Origin of the sequence: Idiomarina ramblicola (assembly GCF_003987255.1) — a bacterium.
In the GTDB taxonomy this organism is placed as follows: domain Bacteria; phylum Pseudomonadota; class Gammaproteobacteria; order Enterobacterales; family Alteromonadaceae; genus Idiomarina; species Idiomarina ramblicola.
This window is the reverse complement of the sequence record NZ_PIQC01000005.1, coordinates 202526-226132: the sequence shown is the minus strand read 5'-3', so window position 1 is coordinate 226132 and position 23607 is coordinate 202526. Positions and strand designations below refer to the sequence as shown.

The 23607-nt window shown below is 46.7% G+C and carries 19 protein-coding genes and 2 tRNA genes; 20 read left to right on the top strand and 1 reads right to left on the bottom strand.

Annotated features, from left to right (window positions below):
* Nucleotides 1–67 precede the first annotated feature (67 nt).
* The 9 genes from dnaK to CWI78_RS08465 all read left to right on the top strand — a co-directional run bounded on the left by dnaK (nucleotide 68) and on the right by CWI78_RS08465 (nucleotide 12053).
* On the top strand, nucleotides 68–1996 hold the full coding sequence (gene dnaK, locus CWI78_RS08505; RefSeq protein ID WP_126782135.1) for a molecular chaperone DnaK: 1929 nt from the start codon (nucleotides 68–70) through the stop codon (nucleotides 1994–1996).
* A 102-nt stretch (nucleotides 1997–2098) separates the two neighbouring features.
* Entirely contained in the window at nucleotides 2099–3250 is a 1152-nt protein-coding gene (gene dnaJ / locus CWI78_RS08500) for a molecular chaperone DnaJ (RefSeq protein ID WP_126782133.1), read from the top strand.
* Between the two features lie 50 nt (nucleotides 3251–3300).
* A complete protein-coding gene (locus CWI78_RS08495; protein WP_126782131.1) occupies nucleotides 3301–4134 on the top strand; it encodes a M48 family metallopeptidase in 834 nt (277 codons plus the stop codon).
* 140 nt (nucleotides 4135–4274) lie between these two features.
* On the top strand, nucleotides 4275–5507 hold the full coding sequence (locus CWI78_RS08490) for a dicarboxylate/amino acid:cation symporter (RefSeq protein WP_126782129.1): 1233 nt from the start codon (nucleotides 4275–4277) through the stop codon (nucleotides 5505–5507).
* A complete protein-coding gene (dapB, locus tag CWI78_RS08485; protein WP_126782127.1) occupies nucleotides 5507–6313 on the top strand; it encodes a 4-hydroxy-tetrahydrodipicolinate reductase in 807 nt (268 codons plus the stop codon). Before CWI78_RS08490 ends, dapB begins: the two co-directional genes overlap by 1 nt.
* Before the next feature lie 159 nt (nucleotides 6314–6472).
* Nucleotides 6473–7618 (top strand): glutamine-hydrolyzing carbamoyl-phosphate synthase small subunit, encoded by a 1146-nt coding sequence (gene carA / locus CWI78_RS08480; RefSeq protein WP_126782125.1) that lies wholly within the window; start codon nucleotides 6473–6475, stop codon nucleotides 7616–7618.
* A gap of 58 nt (nucleotides 7619–7676) precedes the next feature.
* Entirely contained in the window at nucleotides 7677–10901 is a 3225-nt protein-coding gene (gene carB / locus CWI78_RS08475; RefSeq protein ID WP_126782123.1) for a carbamoyl-phosphate synthase large subunit, read from the top strand.
* Complete coding sequence (greA, locus tag CWI78_RS08470; RefSeq protein ID WP_126782121.1) at nucleotides 10898–11374, top strand: transcription elongation factor GreA; 477 nt, start codon at nucleotides 10898–10900, stop codon at nucleotides 11372–11374. Before carB ends, greA begins: the two co-directional genes overlap by 4 nt.
* Before the next feature lie 154 nt (nucleotides 11375–11528).
* Entirely contained in the window at nucleotides 11529–12053 is a 525-nt protein-coding gene (locus tag CWI78_RS08465) for a hypothetical protein (protein WP_126782119.1), read from the top strand.
* Here the strand turns inward: CWI78_RS08465 and yhbY are convergent, their stop codons facing one another.
* Nucleotides 12054–12350, bottom strand: a complete 297-nt coding sequence (gene yhbY / locus CWI78_RS08460) for a ribosome assembly RNA-binding protein YhbY (RefSeq protein ID WP_126782117.1) — start codon at nucleotides 12348–12350, stop codon at nucleotides 12054–12056.
* Between the two features lie 91 nt (nucleotides 12351–12441).
* Between yhbY and rlmE the strand changes: the two genes are divergently transcribed.
* The 11 genes from rlmE to infB all read left to right on the top strand — a co-directional run bounded on the left by rlmE (nucleotide 12442) and on the right by infB (nucleotide 23594).
* Nucleotides 12442–13068 carry a 23S rRNA (uridine(2552)-2'-O)-methyltransferase RlmE gene (gene rlmE, locus CWI78_RS08455; protein WP_126782116.1) on the top strand — a complete coding sequence of 209 codons (627 nt, stop codon included), beginning with the start codon at nucleotides 12442–12444 and terminating at the stop codon, nucleotides 13066–13068.
* 41 nt (nucleotides 13069–13109) lie between these two features.
* Complete coding sequence (ftsH, locus tag CWI78_RS08450) at nucleotides 13110–15056, top strand: ATP-dependent zinc metalloprotease FtsH (protein WP_126782114.1); 1947 nt, start codon at nucleotides 13110–13112, stop codon at nucleotides 15054–15056.
* A gap of 70 nt (nucleotides 15057–15126) precedes the next feature.
* Nucleotides 15127–15942: a dihydropteroate synthase gene (folP, locus tag CWI78_RS08445; protein ID WP_126782112.1), complete on the top strand. Its 816-nt coding sequence runs from the start codon at nucleotides 15127–15129 to the stop codon at nucleotides 15940–15942.
* A complete protein-coding gene (gene glmM, locus CWI78_RS08440) occupies nucleotides 15939–17279 on the top strand; it encodes a phosphoglucosamine mutase (protein ID WP_126782110.1) in 1341 nt (446 codons plus the stop codon). Before folP ends, glmM begins: the two co-directional genes overlap by 4 nt.
* A gap of 87 nt (nucleotides 17280–17366) precedes the next feature.
* Nucleotides 17367–18125 carry a triose-phosphate isomerase gene (gene tpiA, locus CWI78_RS08435; protein WP_126782108.1) on the top strand — a complete coding sequence of 253 codons (759 nt, stop codon included), beginning with the start codon at nucleotides 17367–17369 and terminating at the stop codon, nucleotides 18123–18125.
* A 4-nt stretch (nucleotides 18126–18129) separates the two neighbouring features.
* Nucleotides 18130–18471, top strand: a complete 342-nt coding sequence (secG, locus tag CWI78_RS08430; protein ID WP_126782106.1) for a preprotein translocase subunit SecG — start codon at nucleotides 18130–18132, stop codon at nucleotides 18469–18471.
* A gap of 6 nt (nucleotides 18472–18477) precedes the next feature.
* Nucleotides 18478–18564, top strand: a tRNA-Leu gene (locus tag CWI78_RS08425).
* Between the two features lie 75 nt (nucleotides 18565–18639).
* Nucleotides 18640–18716: transfer RNA gene (locus CWI78_RS08420), tRNA-Met, on the top strand.
* Nucleotides 18717–18892: 176 nt separating this feature from the next.
* A complete protein-coding gene (gene rimP / locus CWI78_RS08415) occupies nucleotides 18893–19351 on the top strand; it encodes a ribosome maturation factor RimP (RefSeq protein ID WP_126782104.1) in 459 nt (152 codons plus the stop codon).
* 26 nt (nucleotides 19352–19377) lie between these two features.
* Entirely contained in the window at nucleotides 19378–20877 is a 1500-nt protein-coding gene (gene nusA, locus CWI78_RS08410) for a transcription termination factor NusA (RefSeq protein ID WP_126782102.1), read from the top strand.
* A 26-nt stretch (nucleotides 20878–20903) separates the two neighbouring features.
* Nucleotides 20904–23594: a translation initiation factor IF-2 gene (gene infB, locus CWI78_RS08405; protein ID WP_126782100.1), complete on the top strand. Its 2691-nt coding sequence runs from the start codon at nucleotides 20904–20906 to the stop codon at nucleotides 23592–23594.
* Nucleotides 23595–23607 lie beyond the last annotated feature (13 nt).

Sequence of the window (23607 nt, the reverse complement as noted above, 5' to 3'; positions counted from 1 at the left end):
TAGACATAGGCACCCCAGATAAGGGGTATCGAAACAAATTACATGAATTAGAAGTTGGAGACGAATCATGGGTAAGACGATTGGTATTGATTTAGGTACAACAAACTCTTGTGTTGCTGTACTGGATGGCGGTAAAGCTCGTGTTATTGAAAACGGTGAAGGCGATCGCACAACGCCGTCAGTCGTAGCATTTACAGATGACGGCGAAATTTTGGTAGGTTCACCGGCAAAACGCCAGGCTGTAACTAACCCAAATAAAACCTTGTTTGCGATAAAGCGCCTCATTGGTCGTCGCTTTCAGGACGAAGAAGTACAGCGCGACATCGGCATTATGCCTTACAAAATTGTTAAGGCAGATAATGGCGATGCCTGGGTAGAAATTGATGGTGACAAAAAAGCACCACCACAAATTTCTGCTGAAGTTCTGAAAAAAATGAAAAAGACTGCCGAAGAGTTCTTAGGTGAATCGGTAACCGACGCTGTTATTACCGTACCGGCATACTTTAACGATGCTCAGCGTCAGGCAACGAAAGACGCGGGTAAAATCGCGGGCCTGAATGTAAAACGTATCATTAACGAGCCAACCGCTGCAGCGCTGGCATACGGCATGGACAAAAAGTCCGGCGACAACGTGATTGCTGTGTATGACTTAGGTGGTGGTACGTTCGATATCTCCATTATTGAGATTGATGAAGTTGAAGGCGAACATACGTTTGAAGTACTGGCGACTAATGGTGACACGCATTTAGGTGGTGAAGATTTCGATAACCGCTTAATCAACTACTTGGTTGAGCAGTTCCAAAAAGACCAAGGAATGGATCTGCGGAAAGATCCACTGGCAATGCAACGTCTTAAAGAAGCGGCAGAGAAAGCTAAGATTGAGTTGTCATCAGCGCAACAGACTGAAGTAAACTTGCCGTATATTACTGCAGATAACGCTGGTCCTAAGCATATGGCCATCAAGGTGACCCGTGCGAAATTGGAATCACTGGTTGAAGATTTAATCAAGAAGTCGCTTGAGCCTCTGAAGCAGGCGCTATCCGATGCGGATCTTTCGGTTAGTGATATCCAGGATATCATCATGGTCGGTGGTCAGACTCGTATGCCGAAAGTACAGGCCGCGGTAACAGATTTCTTTGGTAAAGAACCACGTCGCGATGTCAATCCTGATGAAGCGGTTGCTGTTGGTGCTGCGGTTCAGGCTGGTGTACTGCAGGGTGATGTCAAAGATGTCTTACTGCTGGATGTATGTCCTCTGTCGCTGGGTATCGAAACGATGGGCGGCGTAATGACCAAGCTGATTGAGAAAAACACGACGATTCCGACTAAAGAATCTCAAACTTTCTCAACCGCTGAAGATAATCAGTCAGCAGTAACGATTCATGTTATTCAGGGTGAGCGTAAGCGCGCTGGAGATAATAAATCTTTGGGTCAGTTTAACCTGGAAGGCATTCGCGCAGCAGCTCGTGGTGTACCACAAATCGAAGTCACCTTCGACATTGATGCGGATGGTATCCTGCACGTATCAGCCAAAGATAAAGACACCGGTAAAGAGCAGAAGATCACTATTAAGGCATCTTCTGGTCTGGACGAATCGGAAGTCGATTCAATGGTCAAAGACGCCGAAGCGCATGCTGAGGAAGATAAGAAGTTTGAAGAAATGGTTCAGGCACGTAACCAGGCGGATGGTTTGGTTCACGCAACCCGTAACCAGTTGAAAGAAGTCGGTGATGCGCTGTCGCAGGAAGACAAAGACGCAATTGAAAAAGCGTGTGAAGAGTTAGAGCAAGCGTCTAAAGATGGTGACAAAGAAGCCATCGACACAAAATCGCAGGCGCTTATGGAAGCGTCACAGAAGCTGATGGATGCGGCTCAACAGCAACAAGCTCAGCAAGGTGCTGAAGGCGCTGCTGGTGGCGAACAACAGTCTTCCAAAGCAGATGACGATGTCGTTGATGCTGAATTTGAAGAAGTCAAAGACGACGATAAGAAGTAAGCATTAAGGCAACTTCGCAAAAGCACACGGGTGTTGCCGCAAGGTAATACCCGTGTATTTGTATCAGGCTGACACAACAGCACAGATAGAAGACGAAGAATTATGGCGACGCAAGATTTTTACCAGGTTCTGGGCGTATCGAAAGACGCTAACGAACGTGACATTAAAAAAGCCTACAAACGTATGGCGATGAAGTATCACCCGGACAGAACTAAGGGTGATAAAGAAATGGAAATAAAGTTTAAGGAAATTAAACAGGCGTACGAAGTTCTTTCCGATCCTCAAAAACGCCAGATGTATGATCAATATGGGCACGAGGCCTTCGAACAGGCACGTCAGGGCGGCGGAGGCCATGGTGCCGGCGGATTCGGCGGCGGTGCTGATTTTGCTGATATCTTTGGCGACGTATTTGGTGATATTTTTGGTGGCGGCAGACGTCAGCAATCTCGTGCTCAACGCGGAGCAGACTTGCGCTACAACCTGGATATGTCTCTGGAAGAAGCGGTTCGCGGTAAAACCGTTGAACTGGAGATTCCAACCTTGGTTGAATGTGGTGACTGTGGTGGCAGCGGCGCCAGAAAAGGCAGTAAACCGCAGACCTGTGGGCATTGTCATGGGGCCGGGCAAATTCAAATGCGTCAAGGCTTTTTTGCCGTCCAGCAAACTTGTCCGCAATGCCGTGGTAAAGGGACAATTATTAGTGACCCATGCCGCACTTGTCATGGTCAGGGACGCAAAGAAGAAACCAAAACCTTATCGGTTAAGATACCATCGGGTGTTGATACGGGTGATCGCATTCGTTTAGCTAACGAAGGTGAAGCTGGCGAAAATGGCGCTCCGGCTGGTGATTTATACGTCCAGGTTCATGTGCGTGAACATCCGATTTTTGCTCGTGATGGTAATAATCTGTTCTGCGAAGTGCCTGTTAGCTTCACCAAGGCTGCACTCGGCGGTGATATCGAGGTACCGACGCTAGAAGGTAAAGTAAAACTGAAAGTGCCTAAAGAGACACAAACCGGTAAACACTTCAGATTGCGTGGTAAGGGTGTTAAATCAGTACGTACAGGTGCAGTCGGCGATTTAATTTGCAAAGTTGTGATTGAAACACCGGTTAACTTGTCGTCTAAACAGCGTGATATGTTGGAAGAGCTTGAAGACTCAATGGGTACCGGGGATGAGGCGGCAAAGTTTCGTCCTAAAGAGAAAGGTTTTTTTGATGGGGTGAAGCAATTTTTTGATGACTTACGCAGCTAGATTGTCTATCACTATATAAGTGTTACGGATAAAAAAACCGGAGGCAGTCCATGAATTGGAAAACAGTCACTTTAAGCGTCTGCATGTTGCTCGTTGTTGCCAGTTGTGCAAAGTCTCCAACTGGACGTTCACAGTTGCAGCTTTATTCAAGTAGTGAGCTGAATAAAATGGGGGCTGCCTCTTACGAGGAAATGCGTAAAGAGGAAAAGGTTAACCAAGATGCTGAAGTCAACGCGTATGTTCGTTGCATCAGCGACGCGTTAATTGAAAACTTACCCGCTGAATACAGCCAAATGGATTGGCAAGTGACTGTTTTTGCGGAACCCACAGTGAATGCCTTCGCTTTGCCGGGAGGGTATATCGGTGTGTACGATGGCTTAATCGAGGTTGCCGAAAACCAGCACCAGCTGGCTGCGGTTATTGGACATGAAATAGGTCACGTGATTGCGGAGCATAGTAACGAGCGTATCTCCAGTAACATGATGGTAGGGCTTGGTTTGCAACTTGGGGGCATCCTCGCCAGTACCCAGTTAGATAGCAACGAAGCGGGTCTGTTAATGGCTGCCTTAGGTGTTGGCGCTCAGGTGGGTATTTTGCTACCTTATTCGCGTACTCATGAGTCAGAATCAGACGAGCTCGGTATGGAATATATGGCGGATGCTGGTTTTAAATTGGATCAGGCTCCTGAGTTATGGCGTAACATGCAAGCGGCTTCCGAAGGCGCAGCTCCACCTGAGTTATTGTCAACTCACCCGAATCCGGAAACACGAATTAAGGCTTTGGAAGCACAAATTTCCTCTTTAAAAGATCGCTATGAAGCTGCACGTGCTGCAGGAAAAAGACCAGCCTGCGAGCGTCCTGCTTCCATAGGGAGTTCCGACTAAGAAAGCTGCCGGGGGAGTCGCACGAGAGCCCCCTCTGCTTTTGCCTTTTAAAAAGTTATAACCTAGTTCAATTTATTCTTTTTACCCCTTAGTTTATCGCTTTACCCTAACGACCTTTTGGTAAAGGTCGTTGGGGAATTATGTTTAAAGCTTGGTTTGCTATTCCATTTTGGCAGCGCGTTTTAGGGGCTTTTGTCCTGGGCATGTTGATTGGTGGCTTAGCGCCGGAATTCGGTGTGGCGCTAAAACCACTTGGCGACTTATTTATAAAAGCCATTAAAATGCTGGTTGCACCGCTTATTTTTTGCGCCATTGTCAGCGCGATTACCGACCTTAATGATGGTAAAAAGCTGGGCCGGCTGGGTGCAAAAACGATTGGCTTATTTATGTTTACCGCTGTTATCGCCAGCGCTATTGGATTAACTCTGGCCAGCTTAATTGATATGAGTCCTGTAACGACTCTAACCGCTACGGAACAAACCGAAAAGCAAATTCCGAGTGTCGCACAGGTATTTCTCAACTTTGTACCAAGTAATCCTTTTGCTGCTTTAACTGAGGGCAATGTGCTGCAAATTGTTGTTTTTGCGGCGTTGGTTGGTATTGCTATTCAACGTTTAAAAGACAAAGGCGAACCTTTACGTAAGACCATTAAATCAGGTGCCGAGGTGATGTATGAAATTACCCGTATGGTATTGCAGTTAACCCCGCTCGGCGTACTTGGGTTAATGTCATGGGTTATTGGTGAGTACGGTTTCAGTACGTTGTTACCCCTGGCGAAATTTGTCGGCGTTATCTACTTAGCTTGTCTTATTCATATTGTGGTGGTTTACGGTGGTTTAATCCGTACTGCCGGTGGCATGAACCCCTGGCAGTTTTTTAAAGCAGTATTTGATGCGCAGATTGTTGCTTTCACCACTTGCAGTTCATTTGGCTCCTTGCCGGCGGCTCACCGTGCTGTGACTGAGCGTCTCGGCGTATCTAAGGACTACGCAAGTTTCGTGTTGCCGCTGGGCGCAACCATCAATATGGATGGCTGTGGTGGTATTTACCCAGCCGTTGCATCTATTTTCATTGCACAGCTTTACGGAATACCGTTAGAGTGGATGGATTACGGCTTGATCATGCTGACAGCAACGCTGGCTTCTGTTGGAACCGCCGGAGTACCGGGTACGGCTTTGGTGATGTTAACCGTTACGTTGAATGTTATCGGGTTACCATTGGAAGGCATTGCCTTTATTGCCGCTATTGACAGGATCATTGATATGGCCAGAACTCTGACGAATGTGACTGGTGATATGATGGTTTCCAGAGTCGTTGCGCGAAGCGAAAACCTGTTGGACAATCAAACTCATTTAGCGACGGAGTCAAACTAATGATTAATGTGGGCGTGTTCGGAGCATCTGGTAGAATGGGAAAAGCTGTCATTCAGGCTTTAACCAATGACAGCGACGCCAAACTGGCGGCGGCGATAGTCCGAAAAAACAGCTCAAGCTACGGGCAGAGTGCAACAGAGAATGAACCCGTTCACTTTATTAGCGCAGAGGAACTGCAACCCGATGAAGTCGATGTTTTAATCGATTTTTCCTTACCTGAGGCACTCACTGAAAACTTGAAACTCGCCGAACAGTATCAACTGCCCATTGTTGTATGTACTACGGGGTTAAACGACAAGCAGAAGGAGCGATTGGCTCAGGCTGCTGAGACCGTACCGGTATTATATGCAAGTAACACCAGTATTGGCATCGCGCTACTGGAGCAGTTGGTCGGATTAAGCAGTGCGGCGTTGCCCGATGCGGATATTGAAATTTTTGAGGCGCACCATCGGCATAAAAAAGACGGTCCTTCTGGAACGGCAATCAGTTTAGGGGAAGCTGCAGCAAAGGGGCGAAACCAGCGTTGGGAGCAGGTAAACGACGGTATTCGCGGTGAGGGGCCGCGTAGCGATGATGGCATTGGCTTCTCGGTAATGCGCGCTGCCGATATCGTCGGTGAACATCAAGTCACTCTTGCGGTTGCTGGTGAACGAATTGAAATTGGTCATCGTGTAAGTGACCGTAAAATTTTTGCCGATGGTGCGTTACGCGCTGGTAAGTGGCTTCAGGAACAAGCGCCTGGTTTATATAGCCTGCAGGATACGTTAGATTTGCAGAACATACTGCAACGCATGCTTAAGCGATAAATACCGCTGGACGATTTTCGTAAAAAATCGTAGAATAAGCGCAATTTGCCTGAATCAGTCCGAAGGCTGGCGTGATTTGGCAAAAATGCGCGGTTCAGGACGCTAAACGGGGAAGTCAAATTATTGATTCACCCGTTTTTTTATGTACGGAGGTTGCCCTTGAGTATTCTAGCGAGTCAATCCGCTAAACGAGCGATTCTGGTGCTTGCTGATGGGACCGTGTTTCGCGGGACCGCTATCGGAGCCGAAGGCTCCGCAGTCGGCGAAGTGGTCTTCAACACGGCCATGACAGGCTACCAGGAAATTCTTACCGACCCATCTTATACTGAACAAATCGTTACTCTCACTTATCCCCATATTGGCAATACCGGCACTAACTCAGAAGATCAGGAATCTGATCAGGTGTGGGCGAAAGGTCTCATCATCAGAGATTTGGCAATGAAAGCCAGCAATTTCCGTAGTGAGGAAACACTGAGCGGCTATTTACAGCGCCACAATGTGGTGGGTATTGCGGACATTGATACGCGTCGTTTAACTCGTATTCTACGAGAAAACGGAGCGCAAAATGGCTGCATCATGGTCGGTGAACTGGACGAAAACAAAGCGCAGGAATTGGCGCAGAAGTTTCCCGGATTAAAGGGCATGGACCTCGCCAAAGAAGTGTGTTGTGAAAACCCTTACGAGTGGTCCGGCGGTAGTTGGCAACTAGGCGAAGGGCACACCAAACCAGAACAGAGTCAGTACCATGTGGTTGCATACGATTATGGGTGTAAGCACAACATTTTACGCTTGCTGGCTGATCGAAACTGTAAAATAACAGTGGTGCCAGCTCAGACATCTGCTGAAGATGTTCTGGCGTTAAATCCTGATGGTATTTTCTTATCGAATGGCCCTGGCGACCCGGAACCTTGTGATTATGCTATTACCGCAATAAAAACTTTATTGGACAAAGACATTCCAATTTTTGGCATTTGTCTTGGGCATCAGTTATTGGCTATTGCCAGTGGCGCACAATCAATGAAAATGAAATTTGGTCATCACGGTGCTAACCACCCTGTGCAAGATTTAAAAACGAAACGGGTGATGATTACCAGTCAGAATCATGGCTTTGCCGTAGATGAGAAACAGCTGCCGGATAACCTGGAAGTGACTCATGTATCTTTGTTTGATGGAACGCTACAGGGTATTCGCCGTAAAGATAAGCCGGCCTTTAGTTTTCAGGGACACCCGGAAGCTAGCCCAGGACCACACGATGCCAGTGAACTGTTTGACCATTTTATTGAATTGATGCAGGCCAAGGCCTAGTTTGTCGAATTATATTCGATACCGTCATCCGTAGCGAAAGGACAGATAGAGCGACTTTATGCCAAAACGTACCGACATTAAAAGCATTCTGATTCTGGGTGCAGGCCCTATTGTTATCGGCCAAGCGTGTGAGTTTGATTATTCCGGGGCTCAAGCGTGTAAAGCGCTGCGTGAGGAAGGTTACCGAGTCATTTTGGTTAACTCTAACCCTGCTACCATTATGACTGATCCGGAAATGGCTGATGCGACTTACATTGAGCCAATTCACTGGGAAGTGGTAGAAAAAATTATTGAGCGCGAACGGCCTGATGCTGTTTTACCGACCATGGGCGGACAAACCGCTCTGAACTGTGCGCTGGATCTAGACCGCCATGGTGTTCTTGAGCGTTACAAGGTCGAGATGATTGGCGCAAATGCGGACGCTATTGATAAAGCAGAAAACCGCGATCGCTTTGATAAAGCGATGAAAGCTATCGGTCTGGATACGCCAAACGCAGAAATGGCGCACAGTCTTGATGAAGCCTTTGATATCCAAAGTCGACTGGGCTTTCCGTGTATTATCCGACCGTCGTTCACTATGGGCGGCAGTGGCGGTGGTATTGCTTATAACCGCGAAGAGTTTGAAGAAATTTGCCGTCGTGGCTTAGATCTTTCTCCAACCAATGAACTGTTAATTGACGAATCACTGCTTGGGTGGAAAGAATACGAGATGGAAGTGGTGCGAGACAAAAGCGATAACTGCATTATTGTCTGTACCATCGAAAACTTTGATCCGATGGGTATTCATACCGGAGACTCGATTACCGTCGCTCCGGCTCAAACTTTAACCGATAAAGAATTCCAGTTAATGCGCGACGCTGCCATGGCGGTGTTGCGTGAAATTGGTGTTGAAACTGGTGGTTCGAACGTACAATTTGGCGTGAACCCTGACACGGGTCGTATGGTCATTATCGAGATGAACCCACGGGTTTCGCGTTCATCCGCTTTGGCATCAAAAGCTACAGGCTTCCCAATTGCTAAGGTTGCAGCGAAACTAGCGGTTGGGTACACACTTGATGAACTCGAAAATGAGATAACAGGTGGTAAAACACCGGCATCTTTCGAGCCAGCATTAGATTACGTTGTCACAAAAATACCGCGCTTTAACTTTGAAAAATTTGCTAACTGTAATGACCGGTTGACTACACAAATGAAGTCGGTAGGTGAGGTGATGGCTATTGGCCGTAACTTCCAGGAATCGATGCAAAAGGCGCTGCGAGGCTTAGAACTCGGGGCCTCGGGCTTTGACCCTCTTGTTGACCTGGAAGCCAAAGACGCCCGATCAAAAGTTATCCGTGAGCTCAAAGAGCCGGGAGCGGAGCGCATTTGGTACATTGCTGACGCGTTCCGGTTAGGAATGACGGTGCGTGAGGTGTTTGAATTAACACGCATTGATGAATGGTACCTGATTCAAATTGAAGAGCTTGTCAATCTAGAGAAAGAGGTTGATGAACTTGGCCTGGCTGGGTTAACCGCTGACGTGATGACAGTATTAAAACGTCGAGGTTTTGCGGACTCGCGTATTGCTGACGTTTTGCATGTGAGCGAAGCCGAGGTCCGTAAGAAGCGTCACAAGTATAAGATTCATCCGGTCTACAAACGCGTAGATACTTGCGCGGCCGAGTTTGCATCCGGTACTGCGTACATGTACTCAAGTTATGATGAAGAGTGCGAAGCTGCACCATCTGATAATGATAAAATCATGGTCATCGGTGGCGGCCCTAACCGCATTGGACAGGGTATTGAATTCGATTATTGTTGTGTACACGCTTCGCTTGCGTTACGTGAAGACGGTTACGAAACCATTATGGTTAACTGTAATCCGGAAACGGTTTCCACGGATTATGACACCTCAGATCGTCTCTATTTTGAGTCTATTACGCTTGAGGATGTTCTGGAAATTGTGCGTATTGAAAAGCCTAAGGGTGTTATTGTTCAATACGGTGGTCAGACTCCGTTGAAGCTGGCTCGTGAATTAGAAGCCAATGGAGTCCCGATTATCGGCACATCGCCTGACGCTATTGACAGAGCCGAAGATCGCTCAAGATTTCAGACTGCAGTGCGTCGTTTAGGGTTGAAGCAGCCCGAGAACTCAACAGTCACAGGCTTTAACGAAGCATTAACTGAAGCAAAACGTATCGGCTATCCTTTAGTCGTGCGCCCATCTTATGTGTTGGGTGGCCGTGCGATGGAAATCGTTTATGACGAAGCCGACCTGCAACGTTATTTAACCGATGCGGTCAAAGTGTCAAATGACGCGCCGGTACTACTGGATCGTTTCCTTGATAACGCCGTTGAAGTCGATGTTGATGCCATCTGCGATGGTACCGATGTTTTGATTGGCGGTATTATGCAACACATTGAAGAAGCTGGCGTACATTCAGGAGACTCAGCATGCTCATTACCACCATACTCTTTGAGTGACATCATTCAGGCTCAGTTGCGCGAGCAAATGCGGAAACTGGCTTTTGAACTGAATGTGAATGGTTTGATGAATGCTCAGTTTGCGGTTAAAGACGATGAGATTTATCTTATTGAGGTAAACCCAAGAGCTGCTCGAACCGTACCTTTTGTTTCTAAAGCAACGGGTGTGCCGTTGGCTAAAGTGGCAGCACGAGTAATGGTTGGCCAGTCACTGCAAGAGCAGGGCTATGTAAAAGAAATTATTCCACCGTATTACTCAGTTAAAGAAGTGGTTATTCCTTTTGCTAAATTCCAGGGCGTGGATCCTATTCGCGGACCTGAAATGCGTTCAACCGGCGAAGTGATGGGCGTGGGTGAAAGCTTTGAAGAAGCTTATGCTAAAGCGAACCTGGGAGCCGGAGAAGCGCTGGCTAAAAAAGGTAAGGCACTGATTTCGGTAAAAGACAGTGATAAGCAGCGTCTGATGGATTTAGCCCGCGGTTTACTGGCTTTAGGCTTTAGTTTAGAAGCGACACGGGGCACCGCAAAAATGCTTGCGGAGGAAGGAATTGACTGCAGTGTCGTGAATAAACTGCAGGAAGGCCGTCCGAATATCGTTGACGCTATTAAAAACGGTGAATATTGCTATATTATTAATACGGTGGAAGGCCGTCAGGCAATTGAAGACTCGGTCTATATTCGCCGCGAGGCACTATTGAATAAAGTCATTTACACCACAACATTAAATGCTGCTTTTGCTACCGTTAAAGCAAATACAGCGGATGATCGAGCTCGAGTGAGTTCGGTACAGGAATTACATAAAAGGGTATCGTTAATATGAACCAGATTCCAATGACGGAACATGGCGCGCAATTATTACGTGATGAACTTAAGCGTTTAAAAACGGTTGAGCGTCCGCGCATTGTTGAAGCTATTGCTGATGCTAGAGAGCACGGCGACTTAAAAGAGAATGCGGAATACCATGCCGCACGTGAGCAGCAAGGTTTTTGCGAAGGGCGGATTCAGGAAATTGAATCCAAACTTTCGAACGCTCAAATTATCGATGTCACTAAAGTACCAAACAATGGAAAAGTTATTTTTGGTTCTACCGTAACGGTATACAACACGAAAACTGATGAAGAAGTGACTTACAAGATAGTGGGTGATGATGAAGCGGATATCAAATCGAACTTGATCTCGGTAAACTCTCCCATCGCTCGTGCATTAATTGGTAAAGAAATTGATGATATTGCCACAGTAACAACCCCAAATGGGGAAGTTGAGTATGAAGTGGTTGCCGTAGAATATAAGTAATATATCAAATGTTATTTATTGAAAAGGCTGGAAACGAAAGTTTACCAGCCTTTTTTCTTTTCATAAGAACGTCGTTTGTTTTTTGTACCGGATATTGTATAGTTCGCAGCTTATTTTGTTTTTTTAACATTAAATCTACAAAAGAAGATCTGCAATGGACAAGGAACAGTCATTACCATCTCAAACGACTCAACATACACCTCTTGACGAGTTAACCGTAGCGGAGTGTTTTGATCGCTTAAAGCTTATTTCGCAAAAGGGAACATACAAAGACGTTTCTTTATGGCTAGGTCGAAATCCAAACGATTATGCCAACTGGAAGCGCAGTCAAAAGTTACCTTTTGCTGAAATTATCCGGAAACTGTTACAAGAACGAGTGTCTCTTAATTGGTTTTTCGCTCCGGGATACACTTTACATGACCCCCAGTATGCTTATAACCAAACTGACTACATTAAGTACAGCGTTGCCGAGGAAGAACGTAAACGACGGATCGAGTTTTTAAAGGCACATAAAAAAACTGAACCGTTATTAAAGCCGTATGGTCTTGAAAATGACGAGCAATGTCTGGCCTTAATGTTAGATGTGTATTTCTCCACTACAGATAAGTGGATAGAGAAGTCGCAGGCATTAGAACTAGTAGCTAAGGCGCTATCTATTAAGCCTGCGACCAAAGAATAGCTAGCCGCGTGGAAGGCGGATTTTAGGTTCTTCTGCGGGGCGGTATATTACTTGGGTTTTACCGATAATTTGCACTTCAGACGCCCGCGTTTCATGTACAATGGTCGCCATCATTTGCTTTCTGAGCTCGCGGTCTTCCTCAGGAACTTTTATTTTAATCAGTTCGTGGTGATCAAGTGCTTGTTCAATTTCTGCAAGAACACCTTCAGTCAGGCCGTTAGACCCAAGTAGTACGACGGGTTTAAGCGGATGCGCTAAACCTTTTAAATGCTGTTTTTGCTTATTACTTAATGACATTCGATAATATCCGTTTTAGAGCTTGATTTTTTAACATTGTAACGCCAGATCAGGTATTCAGGCCAGACAATTAAGGAAACTTCGTTAAATCATGGGAAAAAAACGCAGTGTGAGCAGTCAGCGCTGGCTGAAAGAACATTTTGACGATCAGTTTGTCCAAAAAGCACAGAAGAAAGGGCTGCGTTCCCGAGCTGTGTTTAAGTTGGAAGAGATACAAAAGCGGGACAAACTGATCAAAAAAGGTCAAACCGTCGTTGATTTAGGGGCCGCCCCTGGCGGCTGGTCGCAGTACGCTGCTGACTATTTTAATGGTGACGGTCAGATCATTGCTTGTGATATTTTAGCGATGGACCCAATCGCCGGGGTCGATTTCCTTCAAGGCGACTTTCGAGAAGAATCGGTATTAAGCGCTTTACTGGAACGTATTGGCGGGAAAAATGTTGATGTGGTGCTATCTGATATGGCACCGAATATGAGCGGCAATAGCACGGTCGATCAGGCGCGTTCTATGTATTTAGTAGAGCTGGCGCTGGATATGTGCCACCAGGTTTTGAAACCAGGCGGAAGTTTTGTCGTCAAAGTGTTTCAAGGTCAAGGTTTTGAACCTTTCCTAAAAGATGTACGTGCGGCATTTAAAGATGTAAAAACGAGAAAGCCGGAGTCCTCCCGGGCACGTTCCAGAGAGGTCTACTTGGTAGCGACAGACTATAAACTGTAGTACCCTGTTGGGTAGTTGATTTTTAATAGAGGTAATAGGCTTTGAGCGATATGGCAAAGAATCTCATCTTGTGGCTTGTAATAGCCGTCGTACTGATGAGCGTTTTTCAGAGCTTCAGTCCGAGCGGAACGCCGTCTGCAACTATGACATACAATGAATTTGTATCTCAGGTTAATAATGGCAATATTCGCCGTGCTGAATTTGGTGATGATGGACGCACTATTTCAGGTATGACTCGCAATGGTCAATCTTATAAAACCGTTGTGCCCACTCAGTATGATCCAAAAATTCTGGATGACTTGTTGGCAAACGACGTAGAAACACAGGGTACTCCGCCCGAAGAGCAGAGTATTTTAGCGTCTATCTTTATCTCTTGGTTCCCAATGCTATTACTTATTGGTGTATGGATATTTTTCATGCGTCAAATGCAAGGCGGAGGTGGCCGTGGCGCCATGTCGTTTGGTAAAAGTAAAGCGAAATTGATGAATGAAGAGCAATCGAAAACAACATTTAAAGATGTTGCCGGTTGTGATGAGGCTAAAGAAGAAGTTTCAGAATTAGTTGATTACCTAAAAGATCCTTCTAAGTTCCAGCGTTTGGGTGGGAAAATCCCTAAAGGCGTTCTCATGGTTGGACCGCCGGGCACAGGTAAAACCTTGCTGGCTAAAGCCATTTCTGGCGAAGCAAAAGTGCCTTTCTTTAGTATTTCGGGTTCAGACTTCGTTGAGATGTTTGTTGGTGTCGGTGCTTCTCGTGTTCGTGACATGTTTGAACAAGCAAAAAAATCGGCTCCTTGTATCATCTTTATCGATGAGCTTGACGCTGTTGGCCGTCAACGTGGTGCCGGCCTTGGTGGCGGGCACGATGAACGCGAACAGACATTGAACCAAATGTTGGTTGAAATGGACGGTTTTGAAGGTAACGAGGGCATTATCGTTATTGCCGCAACTAACCGCCCAGACGTACTAGACCCAGCATTACTGCGTCCAGGCCGTTTTGACCGTCAGGTTATTGTTGGTTTGCCGGATGTTCGTGGTCGTGAGCAAATTCTTAAAGTACACATGCGTAAAGTACCATTAGGTGATGATGTTAAGCCGTCACTGATTGCGCGCGGTACACCCGGTTTTTCTGGCGCAGATTTGGCCAATCTGGTTAACGAGGCTGCATTATTTGCTGCACGTGGTGACAAGCGTGTCGTCTCAATGGAAGAATTTGATAAAGCCAAAGACAAAATTATGATGGGTGCCGAACGCCGATCAATGGTCATGACTGACGATGAAAAAGCGATGACTGCTTATCATGAGGCGGGGCACGCTATTGTTGGACGTTTAGTTCCAGAACATGATCCCGTTTATAAAGTCTCGATCATTCCGCGAGGCAGGGCTTTGGGTGTGACCATGTATCTGCCGGAACAAGATCGTGTAAGTCACAGTAAACAACACCTTGAAAGCATGATTTCAAGTCTGTTTGGTGGTCGATTGGCGGAAGCCATTATTTATGGTGATGAAAAAGTGACCACAGGTGCTTCTAACGACATTGAGCGTGCCACAGAAATAGCCCGTAAAATGGTGACTCAGTGGGGCTTATCTGAAAAAATGGGCCCATTACTGTACGCAGAAGATGAGAATGAAGTTTTTCTCGGGCGTTCAGTAACTCAGCACAAGCACATGTCTGATGACACGGCACGTGCTATTGATGAAGAAGTTAAATCATTTATTGACCGTAATTATCACCGTGCGAAAAAATTGTTGGAAGAAAATGTCGATATTCTTCACTCAATGAAAGATGCGCTGGTTCGATATGAAACGATTGATGCCGATCAGATTGATGACTTGATGAATCGTCGAGATGTTCGTCAACCAAAAGACTGGGATGACAGGGACCGTGATGGTAACGATTCGGATGGCGGTGCTGCTAAATCAGAAAATACCGAGAAACGTCCGGAACGACCTATTGATGTCGACAAGCCCGGGGATGCGACTTCTTAAAGTTGACTCTTTTTAAAAGCCACCGAGAGGTGGCTTTTTTGTAAGAAACAGTAATTAGCGGAGCCGAGCTATGCCAAAAAATGAGAAGCCTTTGCAAGTGATGGGAATTGTTAATGTCACACCGGACTCGTTCTCTGACGGAGGTGAATACAACCGCTTAGATGACGCGATTGATCACGTTGCGCAGTTAATCGATGACGGCGCTGATATGGTGGATATTGGTGGTGAATCAACTCGGCCGGGTTCTCATGCGGTAGCCGTACAAGAAGAGCTGGATAGGGTTATTCCTTTGGTAAAAGCGGTACGCCAGCGTTTTGATGTTTCTATTTCAGTGGATACGACAAAACCCGTAGTAATGAGTGAATCAATAAAGGCCGGTGCAAATTTAATCAATGACGTTAATGCGTTGAGAGAAGATGGGGCTTTGGAAGCACTATCGGGCACAAACGCTAAAGTCTGTTTAATGCATATGCAGGGTGAGCCACGAAGTATGCAGCTGAACCCACATTACGATGACGTAATTTGCGATGTTAAAACCTTTTTGCAAGAGCGCATTCAGGCATGTGAAAGTGCTGGAATTCAGCGAGAAAGAATTTGGCTCGACCCGGGGTTTGGCTTCGGCAAGTCGGCAAGACACAACTATCAATTATTGCAACGTCTTCAGGCTTTTCATGAACTTCAACTTCCGCTTTTAGTCGGAATGTCGCGGAAAAGCATGATTGGGCATGTCACCGGGCGGGATGTTAATGAGCGATTAGCCGGCAGTTTAGCGGCTGCAACCATTGCAGCCATGAAAGGAGCACGTATAATTCGCGTTCATGATGTTAAGGAGACAGTTGATGCAATGAAAGTGGTTGCAGCAACTTTAGAAGGAGAACACCTTTGAGTGAGCGTAAATATTTCGGCACGGATGGCGTTCGTGGCCGGGTTGGAGAATTTCCGATTACCCCGGAATTTGCCGTTAAGCTTGGTTGGGCTGCTGGCCGTGTACTGGCTGCTAAAGGTACCAGTCGTGTTCTGGTCGGTAAAGACACCCGTGTTTCAGGCTATATGCTGGAGTCTGCACTGGAAGCCGGACTTGCAGCAGCAGGCGTTGGCGTTGATTTCTTAGGCCCTATGCCAACCCCGGGAATTGCTTACCTGACACGTACGTTCCGAGCCGCTGCAGGCATCGTTATTAGTGCATCGCACAACCCTTATTACGATAATGGGATTAAATTCTTTGCGGATAATGGTCACAAACTTCCGGATGCCGTTGAGTTAGAAATTGAGCGCTTGCTGGATGAACCAATGGATTGTGTTATCTCGGAAGAATTAGGTCGCGCAAAGCGTATTAACGACGCCGCAGGTCGTTACATTGAGTTTTGTAAAAGTGTTTTTCCTAATGAGATGACTTTGGAAGGACTGCACATTGTAGTTGACTGTGCTCATGGTGCAACTTATCACATCGCACCTAACGTGTTTCGTGAACTGGGCGCAGAAGTCACTGAAATTGGCACGCAGCCGAATGGACTTAATATTAATAAAGAATGTGGTGCGACCCACCTGGCGGCTTTACAGAGTAAAGTTCTGGAAACTAATGCAGATTTAGGTATAGCACTGGATGGTGATGGCGATCGGATCATGATGGTGACCGAAAACGGTCGGCCAATTGATGGCGATGAAATTCTTTATATGCTTGCCGTTACCGCACAGAATCAGGGGCAGCTGCAAGGAGGTGTCGTTGGTACGTTGATGACTAACTTTGCACTGGAAAAAGAGCTGGATAAGCGGCGAATTCCTTTTGTCCGGGCAAAAGTAGGCGACCGCTATGTTATCGAAGAGCTGGTTAAACGTGACTGGTACCTTGGTGGAGAAAATTCAGGGCATGTTATCAATCGTCAACATCATACAACAGGCGATGGTATTGTGGCTGGCTTGCAAGTCCTGGCAGCGATGTACCAAGAGCAAAAGTCATTGGAAAAGCTAAGTTGTGACTTTCATAAACTGCCACAAGTCTTGGTCAATGTTCGTTTTGATAGTGACAAGCAGCCCCTTGAGTCAGCCAATGTAAAAAGTGTGGTTCGGGAAGTTGAGAAAGCCTTGGCAGGCAGCGGTCGGGTTTTATTGCGCAAGTCAGGCACAGAACCTTTGATCCGGGTGATGGTTGAAGGGGAAAACGAAGCCAAGGTCAAAGCCTTCGCTCAACAAATCGCGAATGAAGTTGAAGCGGCTACAAATTAAACAGTTAGCGGGTAGCAATGAAAATCTCGCTTGTAAGTTGGTGAGTGTTTCGCTACTATTCCCGCGCTCTGAAGTAGAGGACAAACTATGCCTAATGCATCACTAGTGATTGCAAATTGGAAAATGAACGGAAATCGCGAGCTAACGAAAACAATGTCGGCGGCTTTGCGAGAACAACTTAGCCAGCTTCAGCAAGTTAAGTTAGTTGTTTGTCCTCCGTTTACCCTTATCGGTGAGCTTGCAAGCCAGTGTTATTATGATGACATTGCCATTGGTGCACAGACGGTATCTGAACACCCCAGTGGCGCCTTTACGGGCGAAGTCTCAACTGCTCAATTACAAGAGTTTGGCGTTAGCTACGTGTTAGTAGGACATTCAGAACGTCGGCAACTGTTTTCAGAAACAGACGACATGGTGAATGAAAAAGCATTAGCGGCGGTTAATGCGGGTATGACAGCGGTAATTTGCGTTGGTGAGAATAAAGCACAACGTGATGAGGGTAATACGTGGGAAGTGGTAGCAAAGCAAGCGAAAGCAGCTTTGATTAATCTCCCTAAAGAGAAAGCCGGGAAGGTTGTTTTGGCCTATGAGCCAGTATGGGCAATTGGTACCGGAGAAACGGCATCACCGGAACAAGCACAGGACGTTCATGCTAAATTAAGAGCGTTACTGGTAGAGCAATTTGGCGCGATTGGTGAGAAAATGCCGTTATTGTACGGCGGCTCAGTTAAAGCTGACAACGCTGCCGAATTATTTGCGCAAAAAGACATTGATGGCGGCCTGATAGGTGGCGCAAGTCTGAAAGAATCAGACTTTGTTGCCATTTGCCAAGCTGCTCAAGGGTAAAATTATGTACGAAATTTTGATGATCGCATTTCTCGTTGTCGCTTTGGTCTTGATTGGCTTTATTATGCTTCAACAAGGTAAAGGCGCGGACATGGGCGCATCTTTTGGTTCCGGCGCATCGAATACTGTGTTTGGTTCATCAGGCTCAGGCAACTTCCTGACTCGCGCAACCGCCGGGTTAGCGGTAGTCTTCTTTATCTTGAGTTTGGTATTGGGTAACTTGTCGACGTCAACTGATGAAAGCTCTACGGACTTTTCTGATCTTTCAGTACCAGAAGAAGAGCAACAGTTACCGCCAGCGGATGACAAGTCAGAACCAGAGTCTGACGTACCGCCAATAGACTAAAAATTTGCAGAAGTGGTGGAATTGGTAGACACGCTACCTTGAGGGGGTAGTGCTCTTACGGGCGTGCGGGTTCAAGTCCCGCCTTCTGCACCAAAATTAGCTCTCTGATTGTTGCGTCAGAGGTTGAAAATAAACGAAAAATACGTATAATGTGCAACAAGTTTCGGACGCGGGGTGGAGCAGTCTGGTAGCTCGTCGGGCTCATAACCCGAAGGTCGTAGGTTCAAATCCTGCCCCCGCAACCAATTTTAGTAGCAGCGCTTCGCATTAGAACGACGCTTTTGCTAAAATAACTGACAAAGGGTCCAGTGTTCAGAAAGCCCCGCAGCAGCTCGGGGCTTTTTGCTATGCGGCCTTAGCTATCCTAGGATAGCCAGAACACTGGGCGCTTGCGCCCTTTTTTTGTTTCAGGAGGCAGTAATTGGCAAATTTGCAAGAACGGTTAACCGATATGATTCGACCAGCGGTAGAAGCGCTGGATTTTGAATTGTGGGGCGTAGAATTTATTCGCGCCGGTAAGTTTTCAACATTACGGGTATATATCGATCATCCGGAAGGTATCAGTGTGGATAATTGTGCGGACGTCAGTTATCAGGTCAGCTCGCTGCTGGATGTTGAAGACCCTATTAACGTTGAATACAACCTGGAGGTTTCATCGCCAGGAATGGAAAGACCGTTTTTTAATGCCGAACAAATGCAGCCTTATGTAAATGAAACCGTTGCTTTTGAGTTAGTAGCGGCGCAGAAGAATAAAAGAAAATTCAAGGCAGAATTGATTGCGGTGGAGGGTGAAGAACTGACCCTTTCCGTAGATAACGATACTCTTCAGGTGAATATGCGTGATGTGAAAAACGCTCACCTGGTTCCGGCATTTGATTAAAAGATTGCGTTGGCGAGGCAGCACTCATGAGTAAAGAAATACTGTTAGTCGCAGAAGCGGTTTCAAACGAAAAAGCAGTACCACGCGAAAAAATATTTGAAGCGTTAGAGTCGGCATTGGCTCATGCGACCAAAAAGAAATACGACGGCGATATTGAAGTCCGTATTGATATTGATCGCAATACAGGCGAATTTGATACTTTCCGTCGTTGGTTAGTTGTTGAGGATACGGATACTGGATTAGAACATCCTTACCGCGAAATCAGCTTGTCAGCAGCGCAGTACGAAGATCCATCGGTACAAGCCGGGGACTACGTAGAAGAACAAATTGATTCGATTCAATTCGACCGCATTACCACACAAACTGCGAAGCAGGTTATCGTACAGAAGGTACGTGAAGCGGAACGAGCTCAAGTGGTTGATGAGTACCGTGATCAGGTAGGTGAAATGGTTAGCGGTATTGTGAAGCGCGCGAATCGTGAACACGTCATTCTTGACTTAGGTAACAACGCAGAAGCGATTATCTATCGAGACGAAATGTTACCGCGTGAATCGGTTCGCCCTGGCGACAGACTCAGAGGTTTGCTCTACGATGTGCGCCCAGAAGCTCGTGGTGCGCAACTTTTCGTTAGCAGAACAAATCCTAACTTCTTGTTGGAACTGTTTCGTATCGAAGTGCCTGAAATAGGCGAAGAAATGATTGAATTGCGTGGCGCTGCCCGCGATCCGGGTTCACGTGCTAAAATTGCTGTGAAGAGTAATGATAAGCGCATTGATCCAGTCGGTGCCTGTGTCGGTATGCGCGGCGCTCGAGTTCAGGCAGTTTCTGGTGAACTTGGTGGCGAGCGAGTTGATATCGTCCTTTGGGATGATAATGCAGCACAATTTGTGATTAACGCCATGGCGCCTGCAGAAGTCGCCTCTATCGTGGTTGATGAAGATGCACATACGATGGATATTGCCGTTGCTGCAGACAATCTGGCGCAAGCTATTGGTAAAGGTGGACAGAATGTTCGACTGGCCAGTCAGCTGACAGGCTGGACACTGAATGTCATGACAGAAGATGAGTTCAACGAGAAAAACGAAGCTGAAACGCAGCGCTTATTGAACTTGTTCGTATCGACTTTAGATATCGATGAAGACTTTGCAAGTGTTCTGGTTGATGAAGGCTTTTCATCGCTGGAAGAAGTGGCCTATGTGCCTGTTGCAGAATTCCTTGATATTGAAGGAATGGACGAAGATATCGTAGAAGAATTACGTGGTCGAGCACGCGCCTATTTAACGACAAAGGCTTTGGCTACGGAAGAATCTCTGGAATCGGCAGAACCAGACGACACACTGTTGAACCTGGAAGGAATGGATCGCCACTTAGCCTATGTGTTAGCTAGTAAAGGTGTTACCAGTCTGGAAGGGTTAGCGGAACAGGGCGTTGACGACTTAGCCGATATTGAAGAATTAAATGAACAGCAGGCTGGCGATTTGATTATGAAAGCCCGCAATATTTGCTGGTTCAATGAAGAACAGTAGAACGATCAGCGGAGGTACAACAGACTATGGAAGAAGTAACGCTCGATAAGCTGGCCAAAGATGTCGGTACAACAGTTGATCGTCTGGTTCAGCAGTTCGCTGAAGCGGGCATGACCAAGAAAGCGGGTGATTCTGTTAATGAAGATGAAAAGCAGAAATTACTGGCTCACTTGAACCGTCAACATGGCGGTGGCGGCAGCTCTGAACCCAGCAAAATGACGTTAAAACGCAAAACGAAAAGTACATTAAGCGTTGGCGGCGGAAGAGACTCTAAATCCGTTCAGGTAGAAGTGCGCAAGAAGCGAACTTATGTCAAACGTTCAGCAAGCGAAGAGCAGGAACGTGAAGAACAGGAACGTTTAGCACAAGAGAAAGAAGCGGAAGAAGCGAAGCTTCGCGAAGAAGAAAAACAACGCGAAGAAGAGCAACAGCGTAAAGAAGCCGAGGCTAAGGCTAAGGTAGAGCGCGAAAAGGCTGAGAAAGAAAAAGCAGAAAAAGAAAAGCTGCGTAAAGAAAAAGAGAAAGAGCGTCAGAAAGCTGAAGCTGAAAAACGTGCAGCAATGACACCTGAAGAACGTGAAGCAGCAGATAAAGCGAAAGCGGATGCTGAAAAACTGAAACGTCAACAGGAAGAAGAAGCACGGAAAAAAGCAGAAAAAGAAGCGGAAGCGCAAGCGGAAGAAGCTCGTAAACTAGCGGAAGAGAACGCAAAACGCTGGGAAGAAGAAGAGCAGAAACGTAAGCAGCAAGAAAAAGAAGACGTGCATTTTACAACGTCCTCTACCGCTCAAGAAGCTGAAGATGCGCAAGATTTTGATGAAGAGCGTAAAAGCCGTAAACGTGGTAAAAAACGTCGTCGTAAAGATGAAGAAAACGAAGAAACGCCACGTCGCGAGAAGCGTCGTAAGGGTGCTCGTCGTGGTTCATCGCTACAACAAGGTTTTAATAAACCAGCGCAGCCGGTTGAACGTGATGTCAGAATTGGCGAGACCATTACGGTTGGTGAGCTTGCAAGCCGTATGGCAGTGAAAGCCAGTGACCTCATCAAGACCATGATGAAAATGGGCGAGATGGTGACGATTAACCAAATTCTTGACCAGGACACAGCCGCGCTAGTGGTTGAAGAACTGGGCCATAAACCGGCGTTAGTAAAAGATAACGCGTTAGAAGAAGAAGTGTTGTCTGATCGTCAGGAAGGCGGTGAAGAAGCGCCTCGTGCTCCGGTTGTCACGGTTATGGGTCACGTTGACCATGGTAAGACATCTTTGCTGGATTACATTCGTAAAGCCAAAGTTGCATCAGGCGAAGCGGGTGGTATTACGCAGCACATTGGTGCTTATCACGTTGAAACCGGTCACGGAATGGTAACCTTTCTGGATACTCCCGGACACGCTGCCTTTACCTCGATGCGTGCACGTGGTGCCGGCGCGACGGACGTCGTTATCCTGGTGGTTGCAGCCGATGATGGCGTTATGCCACAAACCAAAGAAGCCGTACAGCACGCGAAAGCAGCTGGCGTCCCATTGGTTGTTGCTGTCAACAAGATGGATAAAGAAGGTGCGGATCCAGATCGCGTTAAGAACGAACTGTCTCAACTAGATGTTATTCCTGAAGACTGGGGTGGTGACGTACAATTTATCCCACTGTCGGCTCATACCGGCGAGGGTATTGACGAGCTATTAGAGGCTATCTTGCTGCAATCCGAAGTATTGGATTTACGCGCAGAGAAAACCGGCATGGCGTCAGGTATTGTCGTTGAATCCCGTCTGGACCGTGGTCGCGGACCAGTGGCAACTGTTCTGGTTCAGCGTGGTTTGTTGAAGCAGGGCGATGTCGTACTTTGTGGTCTTGAGTACGGACGTATTCGTGCCATGCGAGACGAAACCGGTAAAGAAATTAAAGAAGCCGGTCCATCTATTCCTGTAGAGATACTCGGTTTGTCCGGTGTGCCTCAGGCAGGTGACGAGGCGACCGTTGTTAAGGACGAGCGTAAAGCACGTGAAGTTGCTAACTATCGCCAGGGTAAATATCGTGACGTGAAATTAGCGAAACAGCAAAAAGCGAAACTGGAAAACATGTTTGCGGACATGGCTGAAGGTGACGTTGCTGAACTGAACATTGTCCTGAAGTCCGATGTGCAAGGTTCATTGGAAGCGATTTCTGATGCTCTGACTAAACTGTCTACTGATGAAGTGAAAGTGAACATCATTGGTAGCGGTGTTGGTGGTATCACTGAAACTGATATCTCTCTTGCCAGTGCATCAAATGCGATTGTAGTTGGTTTTAACGTTCGTGCTGAAGCTGCAGCCAGAAAACTGGTTGAACAAGAAAGCGTAGACCTTCGCTATTACAGCGTTATTTACGACTTGATAGACGAAGTTAAAGCGGCAATGAGCGGGATGCTGCAGCCTGAGTTCAAACAGCAGATCATTGGTCTTGCAGAAGTTCGTGATGTCTTCAAATCACCTAAGATTGGCGCAATCGCTGGTTGTATGGTGACCGAGGGCGTCGTGAAACGTTCAGCTCCAATTCGTGTATTGCGTGATAACGTTGTGATCTATGAAGGTGAGCTGGAATCATTGCGTCGCTTTAAAGATGACATTCAGGAAGTTCGTAACGGCATGGAATGTGGTATCGGTGTTAAAAACTACAATGATGTCAAAGAAGGCGACCAAATCGAAGTCTTCGAAACCATCCAGATTGAACGTACGCTGTAATCAAGGACACAGT